The organism is Pseudonocardia sp. TRM90224, from assembly GCF_021245725.1.
Lineage (GTDB): Bacteria > Actinomycetota > Actinomycetes > Mycobacteriales > Pseudonocardiaceae > Pseudonocardia.
In genome coordinates this window covers 517,969-530,671 of record NZ_JAJGSX010000003.1, presented here as the reverse complement: position 1 = coordinate 530,671, position 12,703 = coordinate 517,969, and the positions used below count along the sequence as shown (strand labels likewise).

The following is a 12,703-nucleotide window of genomic DNA, read 5'->3' as shown; positions in this document are numbered from 1 at the left end:
GAACGTGGACCTGCGAAGCGTCGACGCCGTGCTGTTCGACATGGACGGCACGCTGGTGGACTCCGACGCCGCCGTGGAGCGGGCATGGGTGACGTGGGCGGCGGAGTACGGGGTAGATCCTGCCGCAGTGCTCGCGATCGCGCACGGCAGCCCGGCCGACCGGACCGTGCGCCGGATCCGTCCCGACCTCGACGACGAGCAGGTCGAAGCCGCCGCGGCACGGCAGCTCGACCTCCAGTACGACGACCTCGCCGACGTCGTCGCCACCCCCGGCGCCCACGAGCTGGTCGCGACCCTCGCCGAGGCCGGCGTGCCGTGGGCGGTCGTGACCAGCGCCGACGTCCGGCTCGCCAAGGCGAGGTTGGGTGCCGCGGGGATCGACGCGCCGCTGCTGGTAACGGTCGAGGACATCGAGCGCGGCAAGCCGGAGCCCGACGGCTACCTCAAGGCGGCGCAGCTGCTCGGCGTCGACCCGACGCGGTGCCTCGTCGTGGAGGACGCCGAGCCCGGCATCGTCTCCGGCCGGGCGGCCGGCGCGAAGGTGGCGGCGCTGCGCGGCCTCGATGCGGACCTGCGGATCGGGACGCTGCACGAGCTCCTCCCCGGCCCGCGCAAGTAGTGTTCAGGCGTGGATGAGCTCGACCAGCTGGAACGTGTTTGCGAGCTGTACCGCAAGTACACGTCCGACCTCGGTGCCGTGATCGAGCAGCAGCGGGCGTTCCGGGAGGCGACCCGCGGGCGGATGACCCCGCAGCTCGACGATCTCGAGGCCGAGATCACCTACTTGAAGCTGCGCGAGCTCCGGCCGCAGACGGTGATGGAGCTGGGCACGTTCCACGGGTGGTCGACGACGTGGCTGCTCAGCGCGCTGCGCGATAACGGCACCGGCCACCTGCACTCGTTCGACAAGATCCACAACGTGGTGCGGAACGTGCCGTCGGAGCTCGTGGGCGACCGGTGGACCTTCGTCGCCGGCGACATGCGCGCGAACCTCACGAAGGTGCCAGCCGCCGTCGACTACCTGTTCGTCGACGCCGACCACGGCCGCCGCTTCGGCCGGTGGTACCTGCAGAACCTCTTCCCGCTGATGCGCTCGGGCACACCGGTCAGCGTCCACGACGTGTTCCGCGGGCGGCAGGCCCGCGTGTGGTCGGAGGGCGCGGAGGTGGTGACCTGGCTGCAACGCCGGCAGGTGCCGGTGTTCAGCGCCTCGCGACGTCAGGCACCCGCCGTGTTCGCCCAGCTCAACGCGCTGCGCGCCGAGCTGGGGATCGAGGGCGCCCGGGGCACCCTGCGCAACCCGATGATCTTCTTCAGCTTGCCGTGACCTGCTCGCCCGGCTCCAGGTGCAGGGGGAGACCGAACAGCGGGAACATCGTGGCGGTGTCGAGGAACGCGTTCTGGTGCGTGATCTTGCCGTCGGTGATCTCCAGCACCTGCAGCGCCCACGCCTCGTGGCTGCCATCGCCGTTGGGCCGGTACTGGGCGAACGCCGGCATGCCGTTCGCCATGATCGGCACCAGCCGGGAGCCCTCACACGGCTTGCCGGGCCCGACGTACCACTTGCCGATCTCCGCCGGCCCCTGCAGCCACAGCTCGTAGGGCGGCATCGAGAGCACGGCGTCCTCGTGCAGCATCGTGACGATCGACTCGACGTCGTAGCGCTCGAACGCATCGGCGAACCGGCGCAGCAGCTCCTCCTGGTCCTGCGCCACCGCCGTGCCGCCCTCGGCGAGGGTGGGCTGCTGATCGGCGAGCGTGGCCCGGGCCCGCTGGAGCGCGCTGTTGACCGACGCGACCGTGCTTCCCAGCAGCTCGGCCGTCTCCGCGGCGCTCCACTGCAGAACCTCGCGCAGGATCAGCACGGCGCGCTGACGAGCGGGCAGGTGCTGCAGCGCCGCGACGAACGCGAGCCGGATCGACTCGCGGGCGACGGCCAGCTCGGCGGGATCACCCTCCGCCGGGATCGCCCACGCATCGGGGATCGGCTGCAACCACGTCGCCTCGCCGTGCGGCTCGCCGAGCGTGGCCGTCTCGACCGTCGCCGCCGGCCCGAAGTCCATCGGCCGCGCACGCTTGCCACGACCCTCGAGCATGGTGAGGCTGACGTTGGTGGCGATCCGGTAGAGCCACGAGCGGAGGGACGATCGGCCCTCGAACTTGTCGTAGCTCTTCCACGCCCGCACCATCGTCTCCTGCACGGCGTCCTCGGCGTCGAACGCCGAACCGAGCATCCGATAGCAGTAGCCGGTGAGCTCGACCCGATGCTTCTCCAGCATCGACTCCAGCTCGCCCTCCGCAGCCGCGCCAGCAACCAGCTCGGTCATCGTGCGCCGCCTCCTCAGACCCTCGGGACACCGTCATGTCCGGCGGGAACACCCTACGACGAGGCACCGACAGTTCGGGGAAACTGGCGGGATCGGCAGGTTCGAGGGCAGTTCGACTATCCCACGGGGCGGCCCCGGCCTCCGGCCGGTGCCAGGAAAGCCGGGTTGTGCGAGTTCCGCACACGAGGGCAGGAAAGCCACTTTCCGGCCCTCACAGGGCAGGAAAGTGGCTTTCCTGCCCTCCCCAACCCCGGGTTGAGCTGCGCGATACACCTGACGGCACCCCCACGGCGGCGGAGCCACCCGGCGCGCGGGTCAGCGCAGGTGGTGCACCTCCGGCGTCCCGTACACGGGCGTCGGGATGCCCTCGTACCGCGCCTTCAGCTGCAGCGCGAGGTAGAGGGAGTAGTGGCGCGACTGGTGCAGGTTCCCGCCCTGGAACCACAGCCCTTCCTGCTTGGTGGGCTTCCACATGTTGCGCTGCTCGCCCTCCCACGGGCCTGGATCCTTGGTGGTGTCGGAGCCGAGGCCCCACACCTTGCCGACCTTGTCGGCGACCTCCTGGCTGATCAGGTCGGCGGCCCAGCCGTTCATCGAGCCGTAGCCGGTGGCGTAGACGACGACGTCGGCCGGCAGCCGGGTGCCGTCCGCCAGCACGACGGCGTCCTCGGTGAGCTCGGTGACCTGCCCGTGCGCGAGCTTCACGTCCCCGTTCGCGACGAGGTCGGCCGCGCCGACGTCGATGTAGTAGCCCGAGCCGCGGCGCAGGTACTTCATGAACAGGCCGGACTCGTCCTCGCCCCAGTCGTGCCGGAAGCCCGCGCCTTCGAGCCGCTCGTAGAACTCGGCGTCGCGCTCCTTGATCGCCGCGTAGACCGGGGTCTGGAACTCGTGCAGGATCCGGTACGGGATCGACGCGAAGATCATGTCGGCCTTCGCCGTGGTGACGCCCGCGGCCACCGCGCGCTCCGAGTAGAGGTCACCGAGGCCGAGGTCCATCAACGTGTCCGAGCGCACGATGTGCGTCGAGGAGCGCTGCACCATCGTCACGTCCGCGCCGACCTCCCACAGCGCGCCGCAGATGTCGAACGACGAGTTGTTCGAGCCGATGACGACGACCTTCTTGTCCTTGTACCGGTCGGGGCCGGGGTGCTGCGAGCTGTGGTGCTGCTCGCCGCGGAAGACGTCCTGCCCCGGCAGCACCGGCACGTTCGGCTTCCCGGACATCCCGGTGGCGAGCACCAGCTGCTTCGGCCGGAGCACGACCTCCTCGCCGTCACGGTCGACGACGACGGTCCACTCGCCCTCGTCCGCGTCGTAGGACGCGCTGCGGCACGTCGTCGACGACCAGTAGTTGATCTCCATGACCCGCGTGTACATCTCGAGCCACTCGGCGATCTTGTCCTTGGGCGAGAAGATCGGCCAGTTCGCGGGGAACGGCAGGTAGGGCAGGTGGTCGTACCAGACGGGGTCGTGCAGGCAGAGGGACTTGTAGCGGCCGCGCCACTGGTCGCCGGGCCGCGGGTGCCGGTCGACGACGACGTGCGGCACGCCCAGCTGCTTGAGCCGGGCGCCCAGCGCGATGCCGCCCTGCCCACCACCGACCACCACGACGTACGGCTGGCGCGTGCGGCCCATCTCGTTCAGCTCGGCCTCGCGCGCCTCCTGCCACGTGACCCGGTCCTTGATCGCGCCGTGCCGCACACCCTTGGGACGCAGCTCGTTCTGCGGCTCCTCGTAGCCGGTGAGCTCGTAGAGGGTGGTCAGCAGCGTCCAGGCGCCGTCGGCCGTGAGTCGCAGGTGCCCGCTGCCGCTCCCGACGGCGGTCTCGAAACCGATCCACGCGTCCGTCACGCCGTCGGCCTCGGTCGCCTCCTCCGTGGTGTGGAACCCCTTCGCGCCGACGGTGTCGATCACCTCGCGCAGCATCCCGGCAACGCCGTCGGGCCCTTCCACGGTGGTGAGGTTCCACGTGAACGCGATGAGGTCGCGCCAGAAGCTCGTCGGCGCGAACAGGGCGGCGGCCCGCTCGACGTCCTTCGCGGCCAGCGCGGACTCGAAATCGGCCAGCCACGCGTCCACCCGCTGCTGCGGCGATGTGGCCGTGGCGGCCTCGGGATCGACGGTACGGGTCACGAGCGGCTCCCCTGTGGTCCTGCGCCCTCCGCATCGAGGGCTCCCGACCACCGACACTGCCACCCATGCGGCCGGATGAGGAGGGCACGCGCCTTCTTGCACCTGTCCAAGAGATTGCTCGCCGACGTATACTCGTGCACGAGTAAGGGAGGTCGCATGGCGCGGCGCAAGGTCGGGAACCTGATGGCGCTCGCCATCCTGTCCGCCGTCCACTCGCAGCCGATGCACCCCTACGAGATGGCGTCGGTGCTGCGCAGCCGCGGCAAGGACCACGACATGCGGATCAAGTGGGGCTCGCTCTACACCGTCGTCGGCAACCTGGAGAAGCACGGCCTCATCGAGCCCATCGGCAGCGAGCGCGTGGGTGGGCGCCCAGAGCGCACCGTCTACCGGATCACCGAAGCCGGCCGGGACGAGCTGGACGACTGGGTGCGCGAGCTGCTCGCCATGCCCCAGCACGAGCGGTCGCCGTTCGTCGCGGGGCTCTCGATCGCCGCCGCGCTCCCACCGGACGACGTCGTCGCGCTGCTGCGCGAGCGGCTCGGCAGGCTCGATGCCGAGATCACCGCGCAGCGCGCGGCGATCGAGGGGTTCCGCGCCGAGGTCACGCGGCTCTTCCTCGTCGAGAGCGAGTACGAGCTCGCGATGCGCGAGGCGGAGGCGGGCTGGGTGCGGGCGCTCCTCGGCGAGCTCACGTCTGGGACCTTCGAAGGCCTGGCCGAGTGGAAGGAGTGGCACACCGAGGCGACGAAGTGAACGACCGAACCCGGCGAAGGTGCGGCAACACCGCCGCCGGGACGGCCTTCGACCTCGAACCGAACCCGCGGAACGGATCCCGGCCACGAGGTGGCATCCACAGGCTAGGGGACGTTCCCACGGGGCGGTTCGGACAACAACCGATCCAGAACCGACTGTGGAGGAACAACAACCATGCAGGACGTCCGACCGAAGCGACGCAAGCTCGTGCCCGAGATAGAAGGCGCCTCGGCACGCTGGTACGCGAAGATGCGCGGCTCCGCGCCCCAGATGGCGAGCTACCGCACCGCCGCGGCGAGCCTCACCGCGGGCCTGGCCGAGGGCGCGACGGTGCTGGAGATCGCGCCGGGGCCCGGCTACCAGGCCGTCGAGATCGCGAAGCTCGGCTTCGCGGTGACCGGGCTCGACATCAGCCGCACGATGGTGCAGATCGCGGGCGAGACCGCGCGGTCGGCCGGCGTCGAGGTCGACTTCCGGCACGGCGACGCCGGCCGGATGCCGTTCCGGGACGGCTCGTTCGACCTCGTCGTCTGCCAGGCGGCGTTCAAGAACTTCGCGCAGCCCGTCGAGGCGCTCGACGAGATGCACCGGGTGCTGCACCCCGGCGGCGTCGCCGTGATCCAGGACCTCGACCGCGACGCGACGGACGAGCAGCTCAGCGCCGAGGTCGAGGCGATGGGCGGCAGCAGGCTCACCTCACTGCTGACCACGATCCCGCTCAGGTGGCTCCGCCGCCGGGCGTACTCGCGGGCGGGCTTCGAGCAGCTCGCCGCGCGGAGCGCCTTCGGCGGCTGCACGGTGACGCGGGACGGCATCACGCTCGACGTCCGCCTCACCAAGTAGCCCGTTGACAACGACGTTTCGGCTGTTGTTAGCGCTAACAAACAGCCAGAACGTCGTTGTCGATGGTTACACGTGCTCGTGGTCGTGTGCGGCTATCGCTCGACTGTGCGCCAGTAGCGCCGGGTAGTCCGCGGCGATCCCGCGCAGCAGCGCGTCGACCGCCTGCCCGACGTCGACCCCGCCGGTGGTGGCGAGTCCGAACAGCGCCCGGTAGTGCACGAGCGCGCCGATCATGTCCAGGACCAGCGTGGTGTCGACGTCGGGGCGCAGGTCGCCCTTGGCGACGGCGCGGTCGAGCATCTGCGCGACGGCCGTGCGCGGCGGCTCGAAGAGCGACGTCATGAACTCCTCGCGCAGCGACCGCTCGGCCGCGCAGTCGGCGAAGAGCGGCCCGAGCACGTCGGGGCGGATGCGCTGGAACGCCGTCACGAAGATGTCGATGCCCTCGCCGAGGTCGCACATCGTGCAACCGGTGTCGGGCACCCCGATCGCGCTGATCCGCGCCGAGAGCGCGGCCAGCACGAGGTGCTGGCGGGTCGGCCACCGGCGGTAGATCGCCGGCTTGGTCGCACCCGCCCTGCGGGCGACATCCTCGACGGTCAACCGCGTGTACCCGCCCTCGTCGAGCGCCGCGAGCGTGGCCTCGATCACAGCTGCCGCGATGTGCGGGTCACGGGGACGACCAGGCATGGACGCAACTCTACCGCCAATGTTACGTTCCGGATCGGAACGCAATCGGAGGAGGCGGAGATGGCCGAGAACGTCGTGCCAGAGAACGACATCCCAACCACGAAGGCCGGCAAGCGCGAATGGCTCGGCCTCGCAGCGCTCGTGCTGCCGACGCTGATCATCTCGATGGACCTGGTCGTGCTGATCCTGGCAACGCCCGCGCTGAGCGCCGACCTGCAGCCGAGCAACACCCAGCTGCTGTGGATCACCGACATCTACGGGTTCCTCATCGCCGGCTCGCTGATCACAATGGGCACGCTCGGCGACCGGATCGGCCGCCGACGGCTGCTGCTGATCGGCGCCACGGCGTTCGGGCTGGCCAGCGTCCTCGCGGCGTTCGCCCCGACCCCTGAGCTGCTGATCGCGGCCAGGGCGCTGCTCGGCATCGCGGGCGCGACGCTCATGCCGTCGACGCTCGCACTGCTGCGAAACCTGTTCACCGACCCCGGCCAGCGCACGGTCGCGATCGGGCTCTGGGTCACCAGCTTCTCGGTCGGCGTGGTGATCGGGCCGGTGGTCGCGGGCCTGCTGCTGCAGTACTTCTGGTGGGGATCGGTCTTCCTGCTGAACCTGCCGGTGATGGTGGTGCTGCTGATCGTCGGCCCGCTGCTGCTGCCCGAGGTCCGCGACCCCGGCGCCGGCCGCTTCGACCTGCTCAGCGCCGCGCTCTCGCTCGTCGCCGTGCTCGCGATCGTGTACGGGGTCAAGGACGTCGCCGCGCACGGGCTCACGGCGGCAGCCGCCGTCGCCGTCGTGGTCGGCCTCGTCGTCGGCGGGTTCTTCGTCTCGCGCCAGCGCAGGCTCGTGCACCCGCTCATCGACCTGCGCCTCTTCGGCAACCCCGCCTTCAGCGCGTCCGTGGGCGTCAACATCCTGATCGGCACGGTGATGGCAGGGATCTTCTTCCTCATCGCACAGCACCTGCAGCTGGTGATCGGGCTCAGCCCGCTGGAGGCAGGGTTGTGGCTGCTCCCGCAGGCCGTGGCGATCATCGCCGCGTCGATGCTCTCGACGGCGCTGGTGCGCAAGATCCCGGCACGGGTGATCGTCGGGGTCGGTCTCGCCATCGCGGCCGCCGGCCTGATCGTGATCACGCAGGCCTCGTCGAGCCTGGCGCTGCTGATCGTCGGCACGGTGGTGATGGGGCTCGGTGTCGCGCCTGCGTCGACGCTCAGCGTCGACCTGATCATCGGCGCGGCCCCGGCGGAACGCGCGGGAGCGGCGTCGGCGATCTCGGAGACGGCGGGCGAGCTGGGCAACGCGCTCGGCATCGCGCTGCTCGGCAGCGTCGGCGTCGCGGTCTACCGGGCGGCCATGGACGGAGCCGTGCCGGGGTCGCTCCCGGCCGCGGATGCCGCAGCGGCCGCCGACTCGCTCGCCGGCGCGGTGACGGTGGCCGGCACGCTGCCGGCCGACGTCGCCGGGCGCCTGATGGCCGAAGCCACCTCCGCGTTCGCGAGCGGCCTGCAGCTCAGCGCGTGGGTGGGCGCCGCCGTCGCGATCGTGTCGGCCGTGGTGGTACCGGTGGTGCTGCGCCGGGCCCGCTGACGTGCGCTGATTGCGCCGAACGGCCGCGGGGTACCCGCCGGCATGCCCAACTCCAGCATCAAGGACGAGAAGACCTACCGCGAAGTCCGCAAGTCGGGCGCGTCGAAGGAGAAGGCGGCGCGCGTCGCCAACGCCAGCGCGAACCAGGGCCGCAAGACCGTCAGCAAGAAGGGCGGCAAGTCCGGCAGCTACGACGACATGAGCAAGGAGCAGCTCTACGAGCGGGCCAAGAAGGTCGGCATCAAGGGCCGGTCGAGCATGAACCGCAAGGAGCTCGTCAGCGCGCTCCGCAACCACTAGCGGGGCGACGGCGGACGGCAGGTGCCAGGAAAGCCACTTTCCTGTCCTGTGGTGCCAGGAAAGCCACTTTCCTGGCACCGCCGGGACCACCCTGGGTGCACCCCTGGGCGCGCCGGGCAGGGCCGGAAAGCCACTTTCCTGCCCTGTGAGGGCCGGAAAGTGGCTTTGCTGCCCTCGCGTGCAGACGCACGCATCCAGGCGCGGCGGTGGTCCGTGCTCAGCCGTAGAGGTCGTCCAGCAGCCCGCGGTAGCGCTCCTCCACCGCCCGCCGCTTCACCTTCAGCGACGGGGTGAGCTCGCCGGTCTCGATCGAGAAGTCGTGGTCGAGGATCGTGAACTTCTTGATCTGCGAGACCTTCGCGTACCGGCTGTTGACCTGGTCGAGGACGTCCTGGACGAGCCCGCGCACCTGCGGGTCGACGGCGAGCGCGGCCACCTCGCCCGGCAGCCCGCGCTCCGCGGCCCACGGCACGACCATCTCGGCGTCGAGCGTGATCAGCGCGACCGGGTAGGGCCTGCGGTCGCCGTGCATCAGCGCCTGCGAGATCCACCGCGACTGGCGCAGGTCGTTCTCCAGGTTGTTCGGCGTGAGGTTCTTCCCGCCTGCCGTGATGATGATGTCCTTCTTGCGGCCGGTGATCGAGAGGAAGCCGTCCTCGTCGAGGCTGCCGAGGTCGCCGGTGAGCAGCCACCCGTCGGAGAGGATGTCCGCGGTCGCCTCGGGATTCTTCCAGTAGCCCGCGAAGATGTGCGGGCCGCGCATGAGGATCTCGCCGTCGTCCGCGATCCGGATCTCGCAGCCGGGGACGGCGCACCCGACCGAGCCGATGCTCAGCGCGTCGGCGGTGTTCAACGTGCCGACGCCGGCCGATTCGGAGAGCCCGTAGCCCTCGTGCACCGGAACGCCCGCCGCGTGGAAGAACTGCAGGATCTCCGGCGCGATCGGGGCCGCGCCCGTGATCGCCTGCCGCAGGCTGCCGCCGAACGCCGCGCGGACCTTCGAGAACAGCTGCTCGTCGGCCTTCTCGAAACCGGCCTCCAGCGGCGGCGGGACCTCCCGGCCCGCAGCCCGCAGCTCACGCACCGCGAGCCCCGCGTGCACGGCCTGCTCGCGCATCTCGGCCGGCACCATCCCGGCGATGGCGGCGAAGACCTTCTCGAAGATCCGCGGGACCGACGGGAGGAACGTCGGGCGCACGGCCTGCAGGTCGGCCATGATCGCTGTCGGGCCGCCGCTGTTGTAGGCGACGAGCGCGCCGGAGCTCGCGGCGCCGAGCACGACCGTCTGCGCGAAGACGTGCGCGAGCGGCAGGAACAGGTAGGCCACGTCCTCCGGGGTGACGACCTCCATCTCGGCGCACAGCCGGCAGCAGGCCGTCATGTTGCGGTTGGTCAGCACGCAGCCCTTCGGCCGGCCCGTCGTCCCCGAGGTGTAGATGATCAGCGACGGATCGTCCGGCTGGACGGCGGCGGTGCGCCGTTCCAGCTCGGCGGTGTCGCCGCCGGCCGACCGCAGCTCGGCCAGCGCGTCGACCATGATCACGTGCCGCAGCTCGGGCAACCGGTCCCGCACCGCCTCGACCTTGGCGAGCTGGGCGGAGTTCTCGCAGACCACCGCGACGGTGCCGGAGTCGGAGAGCACCCACTCGCACTCCTCGACGCTGCTGGACGGGTAGATCGGCACCACGACCCCGCCTGCTGCGGCAATGCCCAGCTGCGCCTGGAACCACTCGGGGCGGGTGTCGGAGAGCACCGCGACCCGCTCGCCGGGCCCGACGCCGAGGCCGATCAGCCCGCACCCGATCTCGGTGGCGATGGTGTGCAGCTGCGCGAACGTCAGCTCGTGCCACTCGCCGTCGCGGTGGAACCGCTGCGCAGGGCGATCGGCGAACTGCTCGGCCGCGGTGCGGGAGAGCGCCGCGACCGTCTCGGTGATCGTCTCGGATCGGGTCACGTCGTGCGTGGTCATCCTCGTCCTCCCGGTGCGGTCGCGATCTCGAGCAGCTCGGTGACACCCGCCTCGATGCCGCGCGCGAGCACGGCGAGGTCGGGCACGGTGTCGTAGTCGCCGGTGAGGCCGAAGTGGACACCACCGTCGTAGGAGAAGATGCCGATCGCGATCCGCAGCGACGCCGCGAGCGGGATCGTCGGCGCCGATTCGAGCAGCTTGCGCCCGACGAAGAAGAGCGGCCGCTGCGGGCCCGGCACGTTCGTCGTCACGGTGTGGAAGCTGCTCTGCGGGACGGTCGTGGCCAGCCGCTGGCCCGCGGCGAGCAGCATCGGCGGGGCGAACCCGCTCAGCTCGGTCAGCCGCGCGCCCGCGACGGCGCCCTTCGACTTCTTGATCCCGTCCATGGACTTGCGGATCTCCGCGAGCCGCGCGAGCGGGTCGGCGAACCCGACCGGGAGATCGGCGAACACCGCGGACACCTTGTTGTTGAACGTGCCGCGCTCGCTCTCCGCGCGCACCGACACCGGCACCATCGTGCGGATGGAGCGGCCGTCGACCTGCTCCCCGCGGGCGATCAGCAGGTCGCGGAACCCCCGGGTGATCGCCGTGAGGACGACGTCGTTGATCGTGCCGCCGCAGCCCGCGCGGATCGTCTTGATGTCGGCGAGCGAGGTGTGCGCCGACGTCCAGCGGCGGTGCGGGCCGTACGAGCCGCTGAGCGACGACTTCGGGGTCGGGACGAGCTTCGGCGCGAGACCCGCGATCGCGCGGGCCGCCTCCAGCCCGCTCCCCGCGGCCTGCCTCGGCGTGCGCAGGGCCGTGACCAGCCGCCAGACCCGGTCGACCGGGCTGAGGATCCCCGTGACCGTGCCGCCGACCACCTCCAACAGGGACGGCTCCGGGCGCGGCTTCCACTCGGGCTGCACGGGTAGCGGCGCCGGGTGCTGCTCCAGGTCGAACAGCACCGACATGAGGTCGGTCGCCGAGACGCCGTCGACCATGCAGTGGTGGACCTTGGAGACGACGGCCCACTGCCCGTCCTCCAGCCCCTCGACGATCCACATCTCCCAAAGCGGCCGCGCCCGGTCGAGGTGCTGCGACATGACCCTGCCGACCAGGTTGTCGAGCTCGGCGCGGCCGCCGGGCGCGGGCACGGCCGTGCGGCGCACGTGGTACTCGATCGAGAAGTACGGGTCGTCGACCCAAGCCGGCCGGCCGAGGTCGAACGGCAGGAACCGGACGCGCTGGCGGTAGCGCGGCACCAGCGGGATCTTCGCGAGGAACCGCTCGACCAGCTCGTCGTGCGTCGCCGGCGGGCCTTCGAAGACCGCGACCCCGCCGATGTGCATCGGGGTGGTGTCGTTCTCCATGTACAGGAACGACGCGTCGAGCAGGCTCATCTGCTCCATCAGGCGGCCGCCGCGCGCACCCGGAACGGCATCCACTTGCCTTCGGGTTGCGCGAGCCGGTCGGCCACGACGCGGACGGACATCGGGTGGTGCGCGAGGCCGCAGTGGCTGCCGAACACCTCGACGTTCTCGCTGAGCTCGTCCTCGACGTTGACGCACGACTCCCACGGGACGATGCCGTCGGTGCGCGTGTAGATCGCGGTGTTCGGCACCGGCAGCGGCGCCTCCGACGGTGTCACCGGGCGTTCGTGCAGCGCGCCGAGCATGCGGTAGAGGCTGCTCGCGTTCGTGATGTGCGGGCCAGAGTACGTGGTCGGCAAGCGGAACGGGCTGCCGAGCGTGATCACCTGGCGCACCCGCTCGGGCTTGCGGATGGCCAGCTGACGTGCGTAGACACCGCCGAGGCTGATCCCGAGGAGGCTCACCGGGCGGCCGCTGTCGCGCCACGCGTCGTCGACGAGGTGCAGCAGGCCGTCGACGATCGACGATGTCGGGCCGAGGTTCGTGCCGAGGCCCCATCCGCGGGCGTCGTGGCCGAGGCCGCGCAACACGACCCGCAGCGCGAGCGTGGAGAGGTCGTTCGTCATGAAGCCCGGCAGCACCAGCACCGTGTGGCCGTCGCCGCGCGGGGCGAGCACCACCGCGGGCGCCGCGGCGGCGAGCATCGCGAGCTCGACGGTCGCGCGTGGCGCTTCCAGGCCCAT

Annotated in this window: 12 protein-coding genes; 6 read left to right on the top strand and 6 right to left on the bottom strand. The window is 71.0% G+C overall.

The features are described 5' to 3' along the window. Nucleotides 1–4: 4 nt before the first annotated feature. Together LL648_RS06605 and LL648_RS06600 are read left to right on the top strand one after the other, a co-directional pair. The gene (locus LL648_RS06605; protein WP_232661507.1) at nucleotides 5–619 is read left to right on the top strand and encodes an HAD-IA family hydrolase; all 615 of its coding nucleotides are present in this window, start codon (nucleotides 5–7) and stop codon (nucleotides 617–619) included. 9 nt (nucleotides 620–628) lie between these two features. Beyond that, complete coding sequence (locus LL648_RS06600; protein ID WP_232661506.1) at nucleotides 629–1,327, top strand: class I SAM-dependent methyltransferase; 699 nt, start codon at nucleotides 629–631, stop codon at nucleotides 1,325–1,327. Here LL648_RS06600 and LL648_RS06595 read toward each other — a convergent pair. Both LL648_RS06595 and LL648_RS06590 read right to left on the bottom strand, forming a co-directional pair. Next, nucleotides 1,314–2,327: a sigma-70 family RNA polymerase sigma factor gene (locus LL648_RS06595; RefSeq protein WP_232661505.1), complete on the bottom strand. Its 1,014-nt coding sequence runs from the start codon at nucleotides 2,325–2,327 to the stop codon at nucleotides 1,314–1,316. The two genes, LL648_RS06600 and LL648_RS06595, sit on opposite strands and share 14 nt — an antisense overlap. Before the next feature lie 315 nt (nucleotides 2,328–2,642). Then, nucleotides 2,643–4,463, bottom strand: coding sequence for an NAD(P)/FAD-dependent oxidoreductase (locus LL648_RS06590; protein ID WP_232661504.1), 1,821 nt, complete (start codon nucleotides 4,461–4,463; stop codon nucleotides 2,643–2,645). A 156-nt stretch (nucleotides 4,464–4,619) separates the two neighbouring features. Between LL648_RS06590 and LL648_RS06585 the strand changes: the two genes are divergently transcribed. Both LL648_RS06585 and LL648_RS06580 read left to right on the top strand, forming a co-directional pair. Then, nucleotides 4,620–5,219, top strand: a complete 600-nt coding sequence (locus LL648_RS06585; protein ID WP_232661503.1) for a PadR family transcriptional regulator — start codon at nucleotides 4,620–4,622, stop codon at nucleotides 5,217–5,219. A gap of 174 nt (nucleotides 5,220–5,393) precedes the next feature. Then, the gene (locus tag LL648_RS06580; RefSeq protein WP_232661502.1) at nucleotides 5,394–6,062 is read left to right on the top strand and encodes a class I SAM-dependent methyltransferase; all 669 of its coding nucleotides are present in this window, start codon (nucleotides 5,394–5,396) and stop codon (nucleotides 6,060–6,062) included. 66 nt (nucleotides 6,063–6,128) lie between these two features. Here the strand turns inward: LL648_RS06580 and LL648_RS06575 are convergent, their stop codons facing one another. Then, the gene (locus tag LL648_RS06575; protein ID WP_232661501.1) at nucleotides 6,129–6,752 is read right to left on the bottom strand and encodes a TetR/AcrR family transcriptional regulator; all 624 of its coding nucleotides are present in this window, start codon (nucleotides 6,750–6,752) and stop codon (nucleotides 6,129–6,131) included. Between the two features lie 60 nt (nucleotides 6,753–6,812). Here LL648_RS06575 and LL648_RS06570 point away from each other — a divergent pair, with 60 nt between their 5' ends. Further along, nucleotides 6,813–8,339, top strand: a complete 1,527-nt coding sequence (locus LL648_RS06570; protein ID WP_232661500.1) for an MFS transporter — start codon at nucleotides 6,813–6,815, stop codon at nucleotides 8,337–8,339. 42 nt (nucleotides 8,340–8,381) lie between these two features. Beyond that, nucleotides 8,382–8,639 (top strand): DUF7218 family protein, encoded by a 258-nt coding sequence (locus LL648_RS06565; RefSeq protein WP_232661499.1) that lies wholly within the window; start codon nucleotides 8,382–8,384, stop codon nucleotides 8,637–8,639. Nucleotides 8,640–8,856: 217 nt separating this feature from the next. On the opposite strand, the gene LL648_RS06560 is transcribed toward LL648_RS06565, so the two are convergent. The 3 genes from LL648_RS06560 to LL648_RS06550 are packed head-to-tail and all read right to left on the bottom strand — an operon-like array spanning nucleotide 8,857 to nucleotide 12,703. Continuing rightward, nucleotides 8,857–10,608, bottom strand: a complete 1,752-nt coding sequence (locus LL648_RS06560) for an AMP-dependent synthetase/ligase (protein WP_232661498.1) — start codon at nucleotides 10,606–10,608, stop codon at nucleotides 8,857–8,859. After that, nucleotides 10,605–12,035, bottom strand: a complete 1,431-nt coding sequence (locus tag LL648_RS06555) for a WS/DGAT/MGAT family O-acyltransferase (protein WP_232661497.1) — start codon at nucleotides 12,033–12,035, stop codon at nucleotides 10,605–10,607. Before LL648_RS06555 ends, LL648_RS06560 begins: the two co-directional genes overlap by 4 nt. Beyond that, nucleotides 11,999–12,703: an esterase/lipase family protein gene (locus LL648_RS06550; RefSeq protein ID WP_232661496.1), complete on the bottom strand. Its 705-nt coding sequence runs from the start codon at nucleotides 12,701–12,703 to the stop codon at nucleotides 11,999–12,001. The genes LL648_RS06555 and LL648_RS06550 overlap by 37 nt, the downstream gene beginning before the upstream one ends.

Excerpts from the sequence above, each read along its gene's own strand:
- LL648_RS06595 (WP_232661505.1), bottom strand. The coding sequence starts at position 2,327 with ATGACCGAGCTGGTTGCTGGCGCGGCTGCGGAGGGCGAGCTGGAGTCG.
- LL648_RS06585 (WP_232661503.1), top strand. The coding sequence starts at position 4,620 with ATGGCGCGGCGCAAGGTCGGGAACCTGATGGCGCTCGCCATCCTGTCC.
- LL648_RS06580 (WP_232661502.1), top strand. The coding sequence starts at position 5,394 with ATGCAGGACGTCCGACCGAAGCGACGCAAGCTCGTGCCCGAGATAGAA.
- LL648_RS06575 (WP_232661501.1), bottom strand. The coding sequence starts at position 6,752 with ATGCCTGGTCGTCCCCGTGACCCGCACATCGCGGCAGCTGTGATCGAG.
- LL648_RS06570 (WP_232661500.1), top strand. The coding sequence starts at position 6,813 with ATGGCCGAGAACGTCGTGCCAGAGAACGACATCCCAACCACGAAGGCC.
- LL648_RS06565 (WP_232661499.1), top strand. The coding sequence starts at position 8,382 with ATGCCCAACTCCAGCATCAAGGACGAGAAGACCTACCGCGAAGTCCGC.
- LL648_RS06560 (WP_232661498.1), bottom strand. The coding sequence starts at position 10,608 with ATGACCACGCACGACGTGACCCGATCCGAGACGATCACCGAGACGGTC.
- LL648_RS06550 (WP_232661496.1), bottom strand. The coding sequence starts at position 12,703 with ATGGGCCTGGAAGCGCCACGCGCGACCGTCGAGCTCGCGATGCTCGCC.